Here is a 20,067-nt window from a genome sequence, read left to right on the forward strand (position 1 = left end):
GCAACCCGCGCTACATATTTCAGCGGGAGGAGTGCCATGTTTGATTTTTCGCTCGGCGACACCGCGGACGCGATCCGTGAAACGACGGCGCGGTTTGCGGCCGATCATATCGCTCCGCTGGCCGCGGAGATCGACGAAAGCAACACGTTTCCGCGCCAGCTTTGGCCTGAGATGGGCGCGCTCGGCCTGCATGGAATCACCGTCGAAGAGGAATTCGGCGGCGCCGGTCTTGGTTATCTCGATCATGTCGTCGCCATGGAAGAGATTTCCCGCGCCTCGGCCTCGGTGGGCTTGAGTTACGGCGCCCATTCCAATCTCTGCGTCAACCAGATCCGCCGCTGGGCCTCGCCGGAACAGAAACACCGCCATCTGCCGAAGCTGATCTCGGGCGAACATGTCGGCTCGCTCGCCATGTCGGAGGCTGGCGCCGGTTCCGATGTCGTCTCGATGCGCCTACGGGCCGAGAAAAAGGGCGACCGCTATATCCTGAACGGCACCAAGTTCTGGATCACCAATGCGCCGCATGCCGACGTGCTCGTCGTGTATGCCAAGACCGATCCGGCGGCTGGTCCGAAAGGCATTTCCGCCCTCATTATCGAAAAAGGCCTGCCTGGTTTCAGCGTCTCGAAAAAACTTTCCAAGCTCGGCATGCGCGGCAGCGACACGGCCGAACTGGTGTTCCAGGATTGCGAGGTGCCGGCCGAGGCGCTGATGGGCCGGGAGGGAGAAGGCGTGAAGATCCTGATGTCCGGCCTCGACTACGAGCGCGCCGTGCTTGCCGGCGGTCCACTCGGCATCATGCAGGCCTGCCTCGATGTCGTGCTGCCCTATGTGCGCGATCGCAAGCAGTTCGGCAAACCGATCGGCGATTTCCAGCTGATGCAGGCCAAGATCGCCGACATGTATGTCGCGCTGAATTCGGCCCGCGCCTATGTCTATTCCGTCGCCCGGGCCTGCGACGCCGGCCGGGCGACACGCACCGACGCCGCCGCCGCGATCCTCTTTGCCAGCGAGAATGCGGTGAAGGTTTCGCTGGAGGCGATCCAGGCGCTCGGCGGCGCCGGTTATACCAGGGAATGGCCGGTCGAACGCTTCCTGCGCGATGCCAAGCTCTACGATATCGGCGCCGGCACCAACGAGATCCGCCGCTACCTGATCGGCCGGGAGCTCATTGCGTCATGACGGTGATTTCGACTGCGATCGATCCCGACAGCGACAGCTTCAAGGCCAATGCCGTCAAGAACAAAACCCTGATCGACGAGCTCCACGCCCGTTCGGCGAAAGCGCGTGAGGGCGGATCGCAATCGGCACGCGAGCGCCACACAAGCAAGGGCAAACTCCTGCCGCGCGACCGCATCCAGCTGCTCATCGATGCCGGCAGCCCCTTCCTGGAGATCGGCACGCTGGCTGCCAACGGCATGTATGGCGACGAGGCGCCGGGCGCCGGCATCATATCAGGCATCGGCCGCGTTTCGGGCCGTGAGGTGATGATCGTCGCCAATGACGCGACCGTGAAGGGCGGCGCCTATTACCCCCTGACGGTGAAGAAACATCTGCGGGCGCAGGAGATCGCCCTGCAGAACCGGCTGCCCTGCCTCTATCTTGTCGATAGCGGCGGCGCCAATCTTCCGCATCAGGCGGAGGTCTTTCCCGACCGCGACCATTTCGGCGCGATCTTCTACAATCAGGCGCAAATGTCGGCCGAAGGCATTCCGCAGATCGCCTGCGTGATGGGAAGCTGCACCGCCGGCGGCGCCTATGTGCCGGCCATGTCCGACGAAACGGTCATCGTGCGCAATCAGGGCACGATCTTCCTGGCCGGCCCGCCGTTGGTGAAAGCCGCCACAGGCGAAATCATCTCGGCCGAAGAACTCGGCGGCGCCGAGACCCATGGCCGCCGCTCCGGCGTCGTCGATCATGTCGCGGAGAACGACGAACATGCGCTGCTCCTGGTTCGCGATATCGCAGCCAGCCTCAACAGCGTCAAATCCGTCGATATCGACGTCACGCCGCCGCGCCCGCCGAAACTCGATCCCGAAGATCTCATCGGCCTCATTCCGGATGATGTGCGCTCGCCCTATGACGTGCGCGAGGTGATCGGCCGGATCGTCGACGGCTCGGAACTGCATGAGTTCAAGCCGCTCTACGGCACCACGCTCGTCTGCGGCTTCGCCCGCATCTGGGGCATGCCGGTCGCCGTCATCGCCAATAATGGCGTGCTGTTTTCCGAAAGCGCGCTGAAGGGCGCCCACTTCATCGAGCTCGCCTGCCAGCGCCGCGTGCCGCTGCTCTTTCTGCAGAACATCTCCGGCTTCATGGTCGGCGGCCGCTATGAGGCCGGCGGCATCGCCAAGGATGGGGCGAAGCTGGTGACGGCCGTTGCGACCGCCACCGTGCCGAAAGTCACCGTCATCATCGGCGGCAGCTTCGGGGCCGGCAATTACGGCATGTGCGGCCGCGCCTATCGCCCGCGTTTCCTCTTTACCTGGCCGAACAGCCGCATCAGCGTCATGGGCGGCGAACAAGCGGCCTCGGTGCTCGCCACCATCCGCCGCGACGCGATGGAGGCGCGCGGTGAGGATTGGTCGGCCGCCGAGGAGGAGGCCTTCAAGGCACCGATCCGCGCCGGCTACGAGGCGGAGGGCAATCCCTATTTTGCCACGGCCCGTCTCTGGGACGACGGCATCATCGACCCGCGCCAGACGCGCGATGTGCTGGGTCTCGCCTTTTCGGCCTGCCTGAATGCGCCGATCCCGAAAGGGCCGCGCTTCGGCCTGTTCAGGATGTGAGGCGCGGTATGATGGAAAGTCTCCTCATTGCCAACCGGGGCGAGATCGCCCGCCGCATAATCCGCACGGCAAAGATGCTCGGCATCCGCACCATCGCCGTCTATTCCGAGGCCGATGCCGGCCTGCCCTTTGTCAGGGAAGCGGACGAGGCGATCGCCATCGGCCCGCCGCCGGCCCGAGAGAGTTATCTCTCACAGGAGCGCATCCTGGAAGCCGCCCGAAAGTCAGGTGCTGCCGCCATCCATCCCGGTTACGGGTTCCTGTCGGAAAATGCCGAATTCGCCGAAGCGGTTGAAGAGGCCGGCATGATCTGGGTCGGCGCGCCGCCGGCCGCCATCCGCGCCATGGGACTGAAGGACGCCGCCAAGCAATTGATGCAGGCGGCGGGCGTGCCCGTCACCCCCGGCTACCTCGGCTCGGACCAGAGCGAAGCAAGGCTCGCGGCCGAAGCCGATATCATCGGCTACCCCGTGCTGATCAAGGCCGTCGCCGGCGGCGGCGGCAAGGGCATGCGTCGCATCGACCGGCCGCAGGATTTCGCCGAAGGTCTCGCCTCCTGCGGGCGTGAAGCGGCTTCCGCCTTCGGCGACGACCGCGTTCTGATCGAGCGCTATATCGCCAATCCGCGCCATATCGAGGTTCAGGTCTTCGCCGACAAATCAGGCAATTGCGTCCACCTCTTCGAACGCGATTGCTCGCTGCAGCGCCGTCACCAGAAAGTCATCGAAGAGGCCCCTGCCCCCGGCCTCGATGCCGCCACCCGGGCGGCGATCTGCGAGGCGGCGGTAAAGGCCGCAAGAGCGGTCAACTATGTCGGCGCCGGCACGATCGAATTCATCGCCGATGCCTCCTCTGGCCTCGATCCCGACCGTATCTGGTTCATGGAGATGAACACGCGCCTGCAGGTGGAACATCCGGTCACCGAGGCAATCACGGGCGAAGATCTGGTCCTCTGGCAGCTGACGGTCGCAAGCGGCGAGCCGCTGCCGAAAAGCCAGGAAGAGATCACAATGAAGGGCTGGGCCTTCGAAGCCCGGCTCTATGCCGAAAACCCCGCCGCTGGATATCTGCCCTCGATCGGCCGGCTCGACCATCTCAAACTGCCGATGACGGCCCGCGTCGACAGCGGCGTCGTTGAGGGCGATGAGATCACCGCCTTTTACGATCCGATGATCGCCAAGATCATCGCGCATGGGCCGAACCGTGAGGCCGCCCTTTCGAAGCTCGCCGCCGCCTGTGCCGGCATCGAGGTCTGGCCGGTCAGATCCAATGCCGGCCTCATCGCCCGCATCGCCAATGATCCGGATTTTCGCGCCGCGCGGATCGATACCGGCTTCCTCGACCGCCACGGCGAAAACCTCGTCGCCAGCGAGCCCGATGAAACCGTCATCGACAAAGCGGCCACGGCACTTTCGAAGGACATGGATGGCGACCCCTGGTCCACGCTGACCGGCTTCCGCATCGCCGGGCCAAACGACGGCCGCGTGCGCGTGCGCATTGACGGTCATCTCCATTGGGGCCGTGCCCGCGCCGACCTCGAGGCGAATGCTGTCGAGATGAACGAGGCGACGGTGCTTTTCGATGCGGGCAATGCCTGGTCGATCGGCCTGCCCCATGCGGGGGAGGTCGAGGCAAATCACGGCGTGGGCGACGGCGCCATTCTTTCACCCATGCCGGGCCTTGTCATTTCGGTGGATATCGCCGAAGGCGATCCGGTCGCCAAGGGGGACCGTCTGTTGACGGTCGAAGCGATGAAGATGGAGCATACGCTGCGGGCGCCCTTCGACGGCATCGTCGGCAAACTGCAGGTTTCCCCCGGCGCCAGGGTCTCGGAAAACCAGCTGGTCGTCACCGTCATGAAGGGAGAGGAGTGATGGCCGGCCGCTATTTCGACGAATGGGCAATCGGCGACCGCATCGCCCACGACATCCGCCGCACGGTCACCGAGACCGACAACCTGCTGTTTACGACGCTCTCCCACAATCCGCAGCCGCTGCATCTCGATGCCGAATATGCGGCCGGCACCGAATTCGGCCGGATCGTCGTCAACGGCACCTTCACCTTTGCGCTCACCGTCGGCCTTTCGGTCGGCGACTCCACGCTCGGCACGCTCGTCGCCAATCTCGGCTACGACAAGGTGACGATGCCGAAACCGGTCTTCATCGGCGATACGTTGCGGGTGGAAACCGAGGTGACGGAGCTGCGCCGCTCCAACTCCCGCTCCGACGCCGGCATCGTGACCTTCCGGCACATCACCCTCAACCAGCGCGATGAGATCGTCTGTCAGTGCCTGCGCACGGCGATGCTGAAGGTGAAGCCGTCATGAGGCTGCGCTCGCTGCTCTTCGTGCCCGGCGACCGGCCGGAACGCTTCGAAAAAGCCCTCGCCTCGGGCGCCGATGCCGTCATTCTCGATCTGGAGGATTCGGTTTCGCTTGCGAATAAGCCGAGGGCACGCGAGAGCGTGCACGAATTCGCCCTGCACCATTCCGGCGAAACCGCTCTCCTGATCCGCATCAATCCCCTCGCCTCGCCTGAATTCGAAGACGACCTTGCCGCCCTGACCGGCCTCCAACCTTTCGCTCTCATGCTGCCGAAGGCCGAGGGGGCCGCTTCCGTGCTGAAGCTCGCAAACTCCCTCGCATCGGCTATTCCCATCCTGCCGATCGCGACGGAAACGCCGTCCGCCATCTTCGAGATCGGCAGCTATCGGGAGGTTTCGGCCAGCCTCTGCGGGCTGACCTGGGGGGCCGAGGATCTGCCGGCCGCCATGGGGGCTACGACCGCGCGGAGGACCGACGGCCGTTATACGCCGCCTTACGAGCTTGCCCGCTCGCTCATGCTATTTGCAGCGCAAGCCGCCGCCGTTCCGGCGATCGAAACCGTCTATCCCGATTTCCGCGATCACAACGGTCTGAGGGCCTATGCCGGCCGCGGCCGGCGCGACGGTTTTTCCGGCATGATGGCCATCCATCCGAGCCAGATCGAGACGATCAACCACGCCTTCACGCCGGATGCGTCCGAAATCGCCTGGGCAGAGAAAGTTGCGGCCGCCTTTGCCGCCAGGCCCGACGCCGGCGTCATCCAGCTTGACGGGCGCATGCTTGACCTGCCACATCTCAAGCTCGCGCTCCGCCTTTTGAAGAGCGCCGGACAATAGCCTCTGCCGATCAGCCCGACTTTGCGGCTGGTTTGGTGGCGACCTGCTGCGGCTCCAGGTAACCGGCGCCGATAGCGACGTAGAGGTCGACGTAGTCCTTGGCGACCTGCTGCACGGTGCCGGCAAGGCTTGCCTCGGCATCGGAGACCGAACGCTGCGCCTCCAGGATATCGAGTAGCGACGAGGCGCCGTCCTTGTAGCTCGTGGTCGAAAGCGCCAGCGATTCCTGCGCCGTCTGCACCTGCCGGCGCAGCGGCTCCAACGTCTGCGTGTCGCGGCGAACGGCCGACAGAGCGTTTTCGACCTCCTCGACGCCGTTCAGCACTGCCGCCTTCCAGGCGAGATACTGGGTCTTCGCGTCGGATTTTTCGATATCGACATTGGCGCGCAGCGTGCCGCCGTCGAAGATCGGAAGGTTAAGCGAGGGTCCGAAGGACCAGCTGGTCAGACTTGCGCCTTTGGCGCCCGATGATTTGACCCAACTCGGCGAGATAGAGCCGGAGAGCGAGATCGACGGGTAGAGCTGGGCTTCGGCTGCACCGATATCGGCAACGGCGGCCGCCAGTTCGCGTTCGGCCTTGCGAATGTCGGGACGGTTGCGGATCAGATCGGCCGGAATGCCAGCGCGAAGATCGCCGCGGAACACCGGCTGGCCCGCACTCTTCTGCAGCTCTCCCATCAGCGCGGATGCCGGCATTCCAATGAGGGTGGCTATGTGATGGGCCGATTCCGTGAAGCTCTTTTCCAGGCCGGGAATGTCGGATTTTGTCGACTGTACCAGGCCCTCCGCCTGCACGACGTCGAGGCGGGAGGCGGCACCGGCTTTCAACTGCAGCTGCGTCAGTTCGTAAGTCTGCTGGCGGGATTTCAAACTCGCTTTTGAAAGCACAATGCGCTCCTGGTAGTAGCGGGCGTCTATATAGCTCTCGACGAGGTCTTTCAGAAAAGTGAGCTTGGCGTTATCTGCGGTCGCATAGGCGGCCCCCAACGAGGCAATTGCGCTCTCCCTGGAGCGACGATATTGGCCGAAGAAATCGAGCAGCCAGGAGAGGCTGGCCTCGCCACCCGTCGTGTTCGTGGTGCCGACGGTCGTGCGCAGCCGGCCCTTCTCGCCGGATGATGTGTGCGAAGCGTCGACAGTCAGGCTCGGCAAGCCGCCGGCGCCGGCAACGGTGACATTGGCCGAAGCCGAGTTGATGCTTTCGAGCGCCTGCAGCACGTCGAGGTTCTCGCTGAGGCCGTGCGCCACCAGACCGTCGAGCCGCTTGTCGCGATAGGCCGTCCACCACTCGGCCGTCACGACATTGCCGTTGCTCTTGTTGCCCCCTTCTTCGAATTTGACCGGAAGCGGCATTTGCGGAGGAACATGATCCGGGCCGCTGACGCAGCCGGTCAGCAGAAACGTCAGTGCGGATGCGGCGTAGCGGAGGGATGATAGTCTTGTGCGAAGCGACGTACTCACGGGCGAGCCTTCCGAACCGGGATCGTGGGTTCAGGCTTAGCGAGACCAGCGTTAATGGCGGTTAAGAAACTGTAAAGTTAGGTAAAATCCGGCACCGCCCGTCGAGCGGTCTAAATCAGCTTTCATCGCCGGCCACACCATAGGGCATCGGCCGCCTCGGAAGCTCCAGCATAATCGCCAGGCCGCCGGCCTCCGGCAGCGAGGCATGCACGCGCCCGCCGTGACGTTCGATCGCCTGCCGGGTGATGGCAAGTCCCAGGCCGTATCCGCCTCTCGGCACGGCGTCCTTGCCGCGGGAAAACGGCTGGAAGATGCGTTCGAGCTCGTCCCGGCCGACACCTGGCCCCTGATCCCCAACGCGGATCGTAAGGCGGTCGGCCCCTACCTCGCAGGATACTGATATGCGCGAATGCTCGGCCGTATATTTGACGGCGTTGCGGACGACGTTTTCGAGCGCCCTGTAGATCAGTTCGCCTTCGACCTCGGCCCGGAAGACGCCGTCGACACTCGTCGTGATCGTCACCTCGCGGGCCTGGGCCTCGAATGCCGCGTCGCCGAGGATTTCATTCAGCAGCTCGATGACGTCGAGGGTCTGCGTCTTCAGCGGCCGACCGGAACCCGCCGTCAGCCTGGCAAGGGTCAGAACCTCGCCGACCAGCGTATCGAGCCGTTCGACTTCCCGGTCCATACGGTCGAGCATGGCGCCGAGTTTGGCCGGGCTTTGCCTGAGAACGCCGACGGCCGCCTGCAGGCGGGACAAAGGCGAACGCAGTTCGTGGGAGACGTCGTGGAACAGCCTCTGCTGCGCATCCTGCAATTCCTGAAGCCGGGCGGCGCTCGCATCAAAATCATAGGCGAGTGCCGTCACCTCATCCTTTCGGCCAGCCATCTTGTCGCCGATGCGAAAATCGAAGCGGCCATGGGCAAGCGCGCTCAGACCGTCGCGCAGATGCACGACGGGGCGAATGAGATATCGCGCCAATGCGCCGGCCGCGATCGTGCTGGCGATCAGTATGGTGAACCACGGCATGAACGGACCAAGATTGTCGAAGATGGAACTGGCTGGAGCCGACACGGAAAGCCGATAGCACACGCCATCCTTCAGCACGGATCGGGTGGTCACCGTGTTCTTCCCGGCGCAGGCATCGGCTTGCGCAGGTTTCGCAAGGCTGAGGCCCAGTGGCTGAGTCTTCTCGCTTGTGCTGACAAAACGGGCCGCGGCGTCTTCGCCGTCCTCAACCAGAATATTTGCCGTCAGGTTCAGCACGAGCGCCCGCCGCTCCTGTTCCAGCTCACCTGCGAAGGGAACCGCCTGAAGCAGTTTGACGATAAGGATGATGACAGCGAGGCTTGCGGCCAGCGTCAGCCAGATGATCCTGAAGAATTTCCAGAAAAGCCGGGGCATGGTCAGTCCACGAGAAGTTGATAGCCCTGACCGCGGACGGACTGGATCCAGGATTGTCCGTCTTCCCTCAGGCCGAGCTTCTGGCGAACGCTGCTGATATGGACGTCGATACGGCGGTCGAACGGCGTGAGCGGCTTGCCGAAGGCCCGCTTTGAAATATCCTGCTTCGACACCAGCTGACCGGCGCTGCGGGCGAGGACTTCGAGCAGGCTGAATTCGGTGCCGGTCAGCTCCAAAGTCTCGCCGCGCCATTCAGCACTTCTGCTGCCGGAGTGAATCACCAGCTGCCCCGCCCTGATCGTGTCGGTCGATGCGCCGGCTGCCGGCTGCCCGGCGCGGCGCAGGATGGCGCGCAGCCTCGCCGCCAATTCACCCGGCGAGCATGGCTTCGGCACATAATCGTCGGCACCGAGATTGAGGCCCGATATCCTATCAACGTCGTCGCCTCTTGCGGTCAGCATCAGTACGGGAATCTGGCTCAGTTTCCGGATTCTCTGCAAAACTTCGATCCCGTTCATCCGAGGCATCATGATGTCGAGCACGATGATATCGACGGTATTGCCGGCGGCAGCGGCAATGGCGGCGCGACCGTCGGTATCCGTTGCGACGTCATACCCTTCTTCGATCAGATATTCCTGCAGAAGCGTCGTCAGCTCGGCATCGTCGTCGATGAGGAGAACCTTGTTCATTCACTTCGTCCGTCATTAGAACAGGATGATTTTAGGCCCGGTCGGCCTAAAATCTGAATCCTGTTCTCCATTAAAGAGTTAGAGCATGATGTCTTGAGAAAACCGCTCACACTTTTCGGCATCATGCTCGAATCCCGGCAGCCATACAGCACATGCACAGTCGCGCGGCCAAGTTTTACCCAACTTAACACTAACTTGACCGCACTTAACGTTCGGTCCGTTACTTAACCTGCCATGACATCGACGCGAGCCGGGATCGGATTGCCGTGCATGAGCCGCAATCCGTCATCGAGTTGATCGCGGATCGGGAAAAGGCAGCGATGCCTTTGACCACAAGGAGTGCATCGTTGAGAAAACCATCCAGGCTATGCGCCGCCGCTCTCGTTGCGGCCGCGCTTTTCTTCCCCCTGCGCAATGCCGCGGCCGAGCAGGCGGCGGCGCCCGCCCTCACCGTCTCCCTAACGGCGCCGGCGCAGCGGGACTGGCCGGAGACCGTTCCCGCGAGCGGCTGGCTGAAGCCCTGGCAGGAAGCGGTCATCGCCTCCGAAACCAGCGGCCTGCGCATAACCGATGTCCTGGTCGACGTCGGCTCCGTGGTCACCAAGGGACAGACGCTCGTCCAGCTTTCGCAGGAGAGCGTGCTCGCCGATCTCCGCAAGCAGGAGGCGGCGGTCGAAAACGCCAAGGCAAGCCTGTCGAAGGCCAAGGCCAATGCCGACCGGGCGCGACAGCTGCAACCTTCCGGCGCGCTTTCCGACGAGAAGATCGTCGAATATCTGGCCGATGAGCAGACGGCGACGGCAAGTGTTGCGTCCGAAGAAGCCGCGCTCGACACCGAAAAGATCAAGCTTGCGCAGACGACAATCACGGCCGTCGACGACGGGGTGATCACGTCGCGTTCCGCCAATCTCGGCGCCGTCGTCTCCGCCGGCACCGAGTTGTTTCGCATGGTTCGCCAGCAGCGTGTCGAATGGCAGGCCGAAGTGTCAGCACGCTACCTCCCGCGCATTTCGGAAGGCTTGAGCGTCAGGATCAACGGACCGTACGGCCAGGTCATCGACGGCAAGGTGAGACTTGTCGGGCCTTCGGTCAGCACCGATACCAGCCGGGCAATCGTCTATGTGGCGCTTCCCACCGATGTCCGGCCGCGCACCGGTCTCTATGTCACCGGCAATATCGAGTTGCAGACCTCGCCGGCACTGACCGTTCCGGAGACGGCGATCGTGTTCCGGGATGGCATCAGTTACCTCTTCACTTCAGGTGAGGATCAGCGGGTCAGAAAGGTCAGAGTGGAAACCGGCCGCCGCAACAATGGCGAGGTGGAAATCGTCTCCGGCATCGATCGCTCGGCGAAAGTGGTGAACTCGGGCGGCGCGTTCCTGTCCGACAACGACCTCGTGAAGATTGCGGAGACAAACTGATGAACTTCTCAGCCTGGTCGATCCGTAACCCCGTACCGGCGATATTGCTGTTTGTGATGCTGACAGCCGGCGGGCTCTTGGCCTTCAAACAGCTGCCGATCCAGAATTTCCCCGACATGGATCTTCCCACGATCAACGTCACCGCGACGCTCGACGGCGCGGCGCCGACGCAGCTGGAAACCGAGGTTGCCCGCACGATCGAGGACAGTCTTGCCGCGCTCAGCTATCTCGATCACATCACCACGACGATCACGGATGGAACCGTTTCGGTCAAGGTGTCCTTCAAGCTGGAAAAAGACAGCGAAACGGCCCTGAACGAAGTCCGCAATGCCGTCGACAGCGTCAAAGGCGACCTGCCGGCGCAGATGGAAACACCGAGCGTCACCAAGGTCACCGTACAGAGCTCCGCACTGGTCACCTATGCCGTCCGCTCGACCGCTCTCAACGAGACCGAGCTTTCCTGGTTCGTCGACAATGATCTGACCAAGGCACTGCTTTCGGTGCCCGGTGTCGGGCAAGTCAACCGCATCGGCGGGATCGACCGCGAGGTGCATGTGGATCTCGATCCCGCGACGATGGCGTCGCTCGGCGTCACCGCGGCCACCGTATCGTCGCAGCTGAAGGCCATGCAGACGGATACGTCGGGCGGCCTCGGCGAAATCGGCGGCACCCGCCAGACCTTGCGCACGCTCGGTGCCCTGCCATCGGTCGAGGCGCTGAAGGGGCTGAAAATCCCGCTGGCGAACGGCCAGCAGGTTCGCCTCGACGACGTCGCATCCATCAGCGACAGCTTCGCCGAGCGCTCCTCGATGGCCTATCTCGACGGCAAGCCGGTGATCGCGGTCGAGATCAAGCGCTCGAACGGATTTTCCGACAGCGGTGTCGCCGCCGATGTCGACAAGGCGATCGGGGAGTTCGCCGCCAAGCATTCCAACGTTGAGATCGAAGAGGCTTACAGCACGATCGGTCCGATCATCGGCAACTACGATGGCTCGATGCACATGCTCTACGAAGGCGCGATCCTGGCGATCATCGTCGTCTGGCTTTTCCTCCGGGACTGGCGGGCGACGATCCTGTCGGCCGTGGCGCTGCCCTTGTCCGTTATACCGACCTTCCTTGTCATGTATCTCGCCGACTTCAGCCTGAACATCGTCACGCTGCTTGCGCTGTCGCTGGTGGTCGGCATCCTTGTCGACGATGCCATCGTCGAGATCGAAAACATCGCCCGCCACCTGCAGATGGGCAAGCGGCCGATCGATGCCGCTCTCGAAGCAGCCAACGAGATCGGGCTTGCCGTCATCGCAACCACCTTCACGCTGGTTTCGGTGTTCCTGCCGACAGCATTCATGAGCGGCATACCGGGCCTTATCTTCCGCCAGTTCGGCATCACCGCTGCCGTTGCCGTTCTCGCCTCGCTGGTCGTCGCTCGCCTGCTGACGCCGATGATGGCCGCCTATTTCATGAAGGCCCATCCGACCGAGGAGAAGGACGGCCGGATCATGCGCGCCTATATATCAATCGTGAAGGCCGCCATGCACCGCAGGAAGACGACCGTGGCCGTCACCGCCGTCATCGTGGCGCTCTCGCTTTCGACCATTCCCCTGTTGAAATCGGGCTTCCTGCCCGCGTCCGACGACGCGCGGACCCAGATCACGCTGACCATGCAGCCGGGCGCCACCATCGAGCAGACCGACGCCACCAGCAGGAAGGCCGCGGATATCATCGGCAAGCTTCCCGACGTGACCCATGTCTTCTCCGCCGTCGGATCGGTGTCCTCGGGCGGCGGTCCCGACGCCGGCACCACGAGCGATGTCGGATCGGCGACGATCGTTGCCGTGCTGCCGCCCATCGACGAGCGTGACCGCAAGCAGTCGGAAATCGAAAACGATATCCGGCAGGCGCTTTCCATCCTCCCCGGCGTGCGCGTGGAGGTCGGCGGCGGCGGCAATGGCACGAAACTCGAGATCACGCTGGCTGGCGACGATGCAAATGTCCTCGACAGCGCCAGTACGGCGCTCGAGGAGCAGCTCCGCTCACTGCAGGGCATCGGCGCTGTGACATCGACCGCAGCCAGACAGGCGCCCGAGATCCAGATCACGCCCGACTTTGCGCGCAGCGCCGCACTTGGGGTAACGTCGAGCGCCATCGCCGAGGCCGTGCGCGTGGCGACCAACGGCGAATATTCGGCCGACCTGCCGAAGCTCAACCTGCCTCAGCGGCAGATTCCGATCGTCGTCCGCTTCTCGCCCGAGGCGCGGACCAATCTGGACGACATCAAGAACATGCGGGTCGCGGGAACCAACGGCAACGTCGATCTCGGATCGATCGCCGATGTGAAGATCGGCGGCAGCCCGTCGGAGATCGATCGGATCGACCGGATGCGCAATGTTACCCTTTCCGTCGAACTCAATGGCCGCATCCTCGGCGACGTCAACCGCGAAGCGCAGGCGCTGCCGGCACTTCGTCATCTGCCCTCGGGCGTCACCGTGGTCAACCAGGGCGAAGTTCAGCGCAGTTCGGAGCTGTTCCAGAGTTTCGGGCTGGCGATGGCGATCGGCGTGTTCTGCATCTATGCGGTCATGGTGCTGCTCTTCCACGATTTCCTGCAGCCGCTGACGCTTCTGATGGCGCTGCCGCTCTCGCTCGGCGGCGCGTTGGTGCCGCTGGTGGTGACCGGAACGAGCTTCTCCATGCCTGTTGTCATCGGCCTGCTCATGCTGATGGGCGTGGTGACGAAGAACTCCATCCTGCTCATCGAATATGCGATCATGTCGCGTCAGCGTGGCATGTCGAGATTCGACGCCTTAGTGGATGCCTGCCATAAGCGCGCACGGCCGATCGTCATGACCACCATTGCCATGGCCTCGGGCATGCTGCCGGCGGCACTCAGCCTGATGGGCGGTGATTCGAGCTTCCGCCAGCCGATGGCAATCGTCGTGATCGGCGGCGTGGTGATGTCGACGCTGCTCAGCCTCATCGTCATCCCCGTCATCTTCACTTTCGTCGACGATCTGGAACAGATCCTCAAACGGGTCCTGCGCCGGATCGGACTGGCCGAGGACATCGCCGGGGATAAGCCGCATGCGTCCAACGATCACGCGGCGATCGCCTTCCAGCCTGAGATTTCGAAACGGGGACAAGCTCAGAGATGATGCCCCACAGGTGATTGGGCAGACGCTGCCCCACCGCACAAGGCCGGCGACGGCACCCTCTTCGGTCGCGTTCCCCTCCCCCGGAACAAGACCGCGGGACGTATTCCCCGCAGGCGGCCACAAGCCGCCTGCGCGTCCTGCATCTTCTAGAAACGCTAGGAGCTGTGGACACTTATCTGAGCCATAGGATTGTTGCGGCCAGAGCGATCATGGCTTTGTAGTTTCGAACGGTTTTCTCATATCGTGTGGCGATGCGTCGAAACTGCTTGAGCTTCGAGAAGCAGCATTCGACGAGATAGCGCTGAGCATAGAGTTGCTTGTCGAGCGGATACTTCTTGGCACGCGAGGGGCTGTTCGGGATGACCGCTTGCGCGCCCTTGTCGGCAATGAGTTTGCGTAGCCGGTCGCTGTCGTAGGCGGTATCGGCCATGACGACCTCGGCTGGTAGGTCTTCGATCAGGAGATCGGCTTGCGGTGCATCGCCTTTCTGACCGGCGGTCAGAATGAAACGAACGGGACATCCAAGGCCACGCACGGCCATATGGATTTTGGTGCTCAAGCCGCCGCGAGAACGGCCAAGGGCCTGATCTTCAGCCCCTTTTTTGCGCCGGAGGCGTGCTGGTGGGCGCGAATAATAGTGCTGTCGACGATCAGATATTCGAAGTCGGCATCCTCCGACATCGCCTCAAAGACACGCCACCAGACACCCTTTTGGCTCCAGCGGCTGAAGCGGCGAAACACGCTGTTCCAATCACCGAACACCTCCGGCAGATCGCGCCAGGGCGAACCCGTCCGCACGATCCACAAGACCGCTTCCACAAACATGCGATTGTCACGTCCAGACGAACCGCGCGTGCGATCATCGCCAATGATATGACGAGACATCCGCTCCCACTGGTCATCTCGAATGAGACGATCTAAAACACCCATGACTGCCTCCAAAAGACAGTCTTGAATCTGATTTGCTCACCTTTGGGAATCCCAAGAGTCCACGAACTCCTAGTCCGAGCACTCATCCTGATTGCAGTTTCCCCGTCTCGATCGACTGCCCGCAGCGCAGCGCGCACGTCGCCACGAGAATCTTTACCAAACTTTACACTTCCTTAACTGCGCTTGACATCCGCACAGCTATTAGAGATCGACCTCAGCTCAATCCGGAGGGTCGTGTGTCCAAGGCACCTCGAAATATTCTGCTTGGCCGCTTCGCGGAGGGGAAAGTCATACTCGCCGCGATTTCGCGGAGGGCGCGTCCGTTTCACTCGATATTTTACGACTATAGAATTGCCAAAGTTCTTCGACTTTGCCTGCAAGATAACTACGTCTTGCTCTCTCATTTTCTGAGCGAAGCGATTGAACCAGGCCGTGCGGAGAGCCTTCGCAAAGAGCGTGATGCTCTGTCGGAAGACATTTCAATTGGCGGAACGGGGTGATTCATCGCGCGCTCACGACAGCGGTTTCATCGCCTCGAAATCGGGCAAGGCGCTGCTGGCGTAGCCGATCGCCCCCAGCGAAGCGATAGAGATCCTTCCGTCGCGGATCGACAACAGCGGTCCTTCGGCACCCTGCTCGTAAATATCCGGGTGGGCCGCCGCAAAACGCGCCATCTCCGCCTGCGGCGCACCCTGCATGCCGGCTACATAGTGATGGCCGTTACGCGCGACATGGGAGAGGCCGAGCAGCGAAACCAGCGCCACATCCTGCTGCACGGCAAGCCCGACCTGACAGGTCAGGTCTTCGCCGGAGAGGAACAGGCCCGGCACGCCTGTCGTCCTGATGCGGATCGCCTTGAGAAGCGAGCGATAGACGCCCTTGCAGGTTTTCGAGGAGACGCCGGTATGGCCAAGCTCACGGGCGCGGGCGAAGGCCTCGTCGCCATCGTCGCTCTCATCGATCAGGAAGGGCAGCTGCGCCGCCAGAGCCCCGAGCGGTGTTTCCATGGTGATCGCGCGCGAGAACGGCTGTTCGACAAAGGCAATGGCCCCACGCACGCAACCGTGCCAGCGGCGGCATCCCCGCGATGCGCGCCAGTAGGTCGGCAAGCGGTTCGGCAGAGCTGAATTGTTCGTTGCTGTCGACCGTCAGCCGATAGTCCGGCAGGCGGTCCAGCACGACGGCGATCCGCGCCAGCCGGTCGATATCGGCATCGACCACGCCAGAAAGCTTGATCTTGAACCAGCGGTTCCCTGGCCGGCAAGATCGAATATGCGCAATTCCTGCACGATGCCAGTGAGGTCACCTGGCTGCGCCCGTCCGCCAATACGCTGTGGACGAACACCCAGTTCCCCGTCGGCGACGACGAACTGACATTCGTGTTGCCGCTGCGCCGCCCCAAGGTCGTCGTCCCGGTCATCGAGGTCAAGCTGAAGGCGGGGAGCGCTGCTGGCGTTCAGGATTAAGGTGCAGTGCCTTGAGCGGGCACGACATGGTGCCCGCTCAGGAGACCGGCTCGGTCGGCATCAGCCTTGTCTCGCGTCCTCAGACCCGATCAGACTGTTGCGGCTGACGAGCGATGGTGTCTGGAGAATATGCTCGGCCGCGGTGCGGCCTTCAATTCTGGAGATGAGGGTCCGGGTCGCGATCTGGCCAAGCTCCCTGCCCGACTGATCGATGCTGGCGAGATTGACGAGGCCGAGGGCTGCGGTCGACGAATTGTCATATCCGATGACCGCGAGGTCCTCGGGCACGCGCACGCCCATTTCCATCGCCAGGCTCAGCAGCGTGATCGCGTCGAGATCGCTCCAGCAGAATACGGCGCGCGGCCTGTCTTTCCTCGCGAGGAATTTTCGCATCGCGGCTTCCCGCTTCAGCGGGGCGATCGGAATTTTGCCGATCGGCGCGGAGGCGCCGAGCCCGCCGCGCTGCATCGCTCGGCGGTACCCGATCTCACGCTGGCGGACGACGGAAACCGCATGCCCTTCGCGCTCGCCGAGACTGAGCATTTCGATGTCGCGATAGCCGCAGGCAAGCAGCGCTTCCACCGCGATCTCCGCGCCGCGCTGATCGTCGGCATTGACGGTGTCGAAGGCCGTGGCGCCGGCATCGTGGTAGCCGACAGCGACGATCGGGATCTGGGCCGCGAACTTGGCGAGGATTTCCGAGGGCAGTCGCGGCGCCACGAGAACGAGCCCGTCCATCTTGTAGTCGATCATCGACTCGATCAACGACGTCTCCAGCTGCACGCGCGCATCGCTGACGCCGATCATCGCCTGATAATGCGAAGGCGCCAGTACCCCGTTGACGCCGGCGATCACTTCCGGGAGGAAAGGATTGCGGATGTCGATCAGCAGCACGCCGATGGTGAAACTGCGGCCGCGCAGGCCTCTTGCTGCCCGCGAGGGACGATAGCCGAGCGTCTCGATGGCATCCGTCACCTTGGCGCGCAGCGCCTCACTGACGCCGTAGGCGTTTCGCATCACCTTGGAAACCGCTGCGACCGAGACGCCTGCATGGGTTGCCACTGTTCGGATCGTCACGCGATCGTTTCGTTGCGGCTTCTGTTTGTCTTCGACTGACATGGACTCTCTGGCTTGCGGCTGCGAGCCGTCATTAATCGCCCGCGAAACCACCATGGCAGACTGGCGATGAAATTTCTATTGCGCTTCCGAAGAAAATGTAGAACGTTATATGGAGAACGTTCTACATTTCATCGGGAGGATTTGATGAACTTTCAGCCGGCAGCCATAAGCGGCAATCTCGTTTCGCGCGCCTGGTCGGGAGAGATGATCGCGCCCCTGTCGGACGGCGGCCAGGGAACCGCCGCAAGCTTCGTCTCCAAAAGCTTCGAACATGATGGCGCCGAACTTCCCGTCGAACTGTTCATCTCCGCCCTCGGCCTTTACCGCTGCTTCATCAATGGCGCGCGCGTCGGCGACGACCTGTTGACGCCGGGCTGGACGAATTACGACGATCGCATCGCCTATCAGCGCTACGATGTTTCCAGCCTCATCAAGCCGGGCCTCAATCGCATCGAGATCTGGATTGCCGACGGATGGTACCGGTCGCCCCTGATGTGGGGCACCAAGCCGATCCCGAACTGCTGGGGCGACAGGATCGGCGCTATTGCGGATCTTGTGGGACCGGGCGGCGTCATTCTTTCCACCGACACGACCTGGCGCAGCGGCAGGCTGCCGATCCTGAAATCGGGGATCTATTTCGGCGAGATCTATGACGCGCTGCTGGAAAATCCCACGGAAACGCACGGCACCGAAAGATTGCCGTTCAACACGGCGCTGCTCGTCGCGCATGAGACGGCAGCAGTGCGGGAATTGCAACCGCTCGCCGCCGTCGAAAGCTGGACCGACGACGACGGCAGAACGATCTATGATTTCGGCCAGAACGTCGGCGGTTACGTCAGATATACAGTCCGCGGCGTCGGCGGTGCCGAAGTGCGGGTGGAGCACTCGGAAGTGCTCGGCCCCGACCGGCATTTCGACAATCGCAACTATCGCACGGCCGCGGCGCACACGCTCTACACAGTGCGCGGCGACGGCGACGAGACCTATGCGCCGCATTTCACATTCCACGGCTTCCGTTATGCCAGGGTGACGATCACGGGAAATGCGAAGATTCTTGAAATCGCATCCATCCCGATCTCATCGGTGCCGGAACCGGCCGGCGCGTTCACCTCGGGCAACCCGCTCGTCAACCGCCTCGTCCAGAATACCATCTGGTCGCAGCGCGCCAATTTCGTCGAAGTGCCCACAGATTGCCCGCAGCGCGACGAACGCCTGGGCTGGACCGGCGACGCGCAGGTGTTTGCTGCAACCGCCTGCTGGCTGAGCGACAGCCAGTCGTTCCTGAGGAAATATCTGCGCGATGTGATGGCCGATCAGCGAGAGGACGGCGCCGTCTCGCATTTTTCGCCGGACCCGACGCGCCTGCATCCCGCCAATTTCCCGGGTTATGCGGGCTCGACCGGCTGGGGCGATGCGATCGTCGTGATCCCCTGGGTGCTTTACACCCATTACGGCGACCGGGCGGTTCTGGCGGAATGCCTAGCCTCAATGGTGCGCTGGGTCGATTTCGTCTGGTCCATTTCGGATGGCCCGATCGTGCATCCGCCGTCGCATTGGGGCGCCCGCGGCTTTACTTTCGGCGACTGGTTGCAGCCGGTCGGCGACAACCGCAAGCCGCGTCCGACGATTGCCGACGACTGCGCGGCCACACTCTACCACTTCATCTCCACCGACCTTCTTGCAAGGATCGCCGCCGTTCTCGGCGAGCAAAAACTTGAAGACGAGATGAAGCGGCGCGCCGGCGAGATCCGGCGGGCTTTCGCCGACGAGTTCATCACGCCGGCGGGGCGGCTCGCGCACAACGACCAGACATCCTATGCGCTGGCCTTCCTGCACAATCTGATCCCACAGGAACATCATGAGGCTGCCCGGCGGCATTTCCGGCAGGTGGTCATCGATGCCGATTACCGGATCGGCACCGGCTTCATCGGCACCCCTGCCCTTTTGCCGGCGCTGACGAAGCTCGGGATGGACGATCTCGCCGAAAAGGTCTTCCTGCAGGAGAATGTGCCGGGCTGGCTCTATCAGGTTTCGAAGGGGGCGACGACAATCTGGGAGCGCTGGGATTCGATGGCGCCTGACGGCACCATCTACGAACCCGACATGAACAGCTACAACCACTACGCCTATGGCGCCGTCTGCCAGTGGCTGTTCGAATGCGTCGCCGGAATTTCGCCGAACCCGAGCGCGCCCGGCTTTGCCGAGGTGATCGTCGATCCCGCGCCGATCCCCGGCCTCTCGCCGGTTGCGGCCCATCATGACGTCAGCCAGGGCCGCATCGAGGCCGGCTGGCATTGCACCGGCAGCGAGGTCACCTATGTGCTGACCCTTCCGGAAGGCTGCATCGGCCGCTTCCGGCCCGGACGGCGGCATCAGAACCCCTCGCTGAACGGAAAGCCCGTCGGCGAGGAGGCCGTTCTCCCCCGGGAACGCACCAACTGGTCTTTTCTCTACCCGAATTTTGAGGAGCATAAA

12 protein-coding genes and 3 pseudogenes are annotated in these 20,067 nt (G+C 62.9%); 9 read left to right on the forward strand and 6 right to left on the reverse strand.

Going from position 1 to position 20,067, the window contains the following annotated elements:
• The first annotated feature begins 36 nt into the window (after window positions 1-36).
• The 5 genes from MF410_RS34920 to MF410_RS34940 are packed head-to-tail and all read left to right on the forward strand — an operon-like array spanning window position 37 to window position 5,948.
• Entirely contained in the window at window positions 37-1,182 is a 1,146-nt protein-coding gene (locus MF410_RS34920; protein ID WP_222134925.1) for an isovaleryl-CoA dehydrogenase, read from the forward strand.
• Entirely contained in the window at window positions 1,179-2,789 is a 1,611-nt protein-coding gene (locus MF410_RS34925) for a carboxyl transferase domain-containing protein (protein ID WP_222134924.1), read from the forward strand. The genes MF410_RS34920 and MF410_RS34925 overlap by 4 nt, the downstream gene beginning before the upstream one ends.
• 8 nt (window positions 2,790-2,797) lie before the next feature.
• Window positions 2,798-4,663: a biotin carboxylase N-terminal domain-containing protein gene (locus MF410_RS34930; RefSeq protein ID WP_239621438.1), complete on the forward strand. Its 1,866-nt coding sequence runs from the start codon at window positions 2,798-2,800 to the stop codon at window positions 4,661-4,663.
• The gene (locus tag MF410_RS34935; protein ID WP_183780233.1) at window positions 4,663-5,115 is read left to right on the forward strand and encodes a MaoC family dehydratase; all 453 of its coding nucleotides are present in this window, start codon (window positions 4,663-4,665) and stop codon (window positions 5,113-5,115) included. Before MF410_RS34930 ends, MF410_RS34935 begins: the two co-directional genes overlap by 1 nt.
• Window positions 5,112-5,948, forward strand: coding sequence for a CoA ester lyase (locus MF410_RS34940; RefSeq protein ID WP_183780235.1), 837 nt, complete (start codon window positions 5,112-5,114; stop codon window positions 5,946-5,948). The genes MF410_RS34935 and MF410_RS34940 overlap by 4 nt, the downstream gene beginning before the upstream one ends.
• A gap of 10 nt (window positions 5,949-5,958) precedes the next feature.
• Here the strand turns inward: MF410_RS34940 and MF410_RS34945 are convergent, their stop codons facing one another.
• The 3 genes from MF410_RS34945 to MF410_RS34955 form a co-directional block, all read right to left on the reverse strand.
• Window positions 5,959-7,410 (reverse strand): efflux transporter outer membrane subunit, encoded by a 1,452-nt coding sequence (locus tag MF410_RS34945; protein WP_131711267.1) that lies wholly within the window; start codon window positions 7,408-7,410, stop codon window positions 5,959-5,961.
• 115 nt (window positions 7,411-7,525) lie between these two features.
• Window positions 7,526-8,815, reverse strand: coding sequence for an ATP-binding protein (locus MF410_RS34950; RefSeq protein WP_222134921.1), 1,290 nt, complete (start codon window positions 8,813-8,815; stop codon window positions 7,526-7,528).
• A gap of 2 nt (window positions 8,816-8,817) precedes the next feature.
• Window positions 8,818-9,504: a response regulator gene (locus tag MF410_RS34955; RefSeq protein WP_222134920.1), complete on the reverse strand. Its 687-nt coding sequence runs from the start codon at window positions 9,502-9,504 to the stop codon at window positions 8,818-8,820.
• A 320-nt stretch (window positions 9,505-9,824) separates the two neighbouring features.
• On the opposite strand from MF410_RS34955, the gene MF410_RS34960 reads away from it, so the two are divergent.
• Together MF410_RS34960 and MF410_RS34965 are read left to right on the forward strand one after the other, a co-directional pair.
• Entirely contained in the window at window positions 9,825-10,925 is a 1,101-nt protein-coding gene (locus tag MF410_RS34960) for an efflux RND transporter periplasmic adaptor subunit (RefSeq protein WP_222134919.1), read from the forward strand.
• The gene (locus MF410_RS34965) at window positions 10,925-14,077 is read left to right on the forward strand and encodes an efflux RND transporter permease subunit (RefSeq protein ID WP_239621439.1); all 3,153 of its coding nucleotides are present in this window, start codon (window positions 10,925-10,927) and stop codon (window positions 14,075-14,077) included. The genes MF410_RS34960 and MF410_RS34965 overlap by 1 nt, the downstream gene beginning before the upstream one ends.
• A 172-nt stretch (window positions 14,078-14,249) precedes the next feature.
• On the opposite strand, the gene MF410_RS34970 is transcribed toward MF410_RS34965, so the two are convergent.
• Window positions 14,250-15,007 (reverse strand): IS5 family transposase gene (locus MF410_RS34970; RefSeq protein WP_239621483.1). Its coding sequence is split into 2 segments (ribosomal slippage): window positions 14,250-14,683 and window positions 14,683-15,007, totalling 759 coding nucleotides; the frame shifts between segments, so codons are not numbered across the junction.
• A gap of 512 nt (window positions 15,008-15,519) precedes the next feature.
• A pseudogene (locus tag MF410_RS34975) lies at window positions 15,520-16,267 on the reverse strand (mandelate racemase); the annotation flags it as partial.
• Here MF410_RS34975 and MF410_RS34980 point away from each other — a divergent pair.
• A pseudogene (locus MF410_RS34980) lies at window positions 16,258-16,473 on the forward strand (alpha-L-fucosidase); the annotation flags it as partial. The pseudogenes MF410_RS34975 and MF410_RS34980 overlap by 10 nt on opposite strands.
• Before the next feature lie 60 nt (window positions 16,474-16,533).
• Here MF410_RS34980 and MF410_RS34985 read toward each other — a convergent pair.
• Entirely contained in the window at window positions 16,534-17,592 is a 1,059-nt protein-coding gene (locus MF410_RS34985) for a LacI family DNA-binding transcriptional regulator (RefSeq protein ID WP_222134917.1), read from the reverse strand.
• Between the two features lie 144 nt (window positions 17,593-17,736).
• Here MF410_RS34985 and MF410_RS34990 point away from each other — a divergent pair.
• Window positions 17,737-20,057 (forward strand): annotated as a pseudogene (locus MF410_RS34990) (family 78 glycoside hydrolase catalytic domain).
• Window positions 20,058-20,067 lie beyond the last annotated feature (10 nt).

The sequence above is a fragment of the Rhizobium sp. C104 genome (genome assembly GCF_022354505.1).
GTDB classification, from domain to species: domain Bacteria; phylum Pseudomonadota; class Alphaproteobacteria; order Rhizobiales; family Rhizobiaceae; genus Rhizobium; species Rhizobium redzepovicii.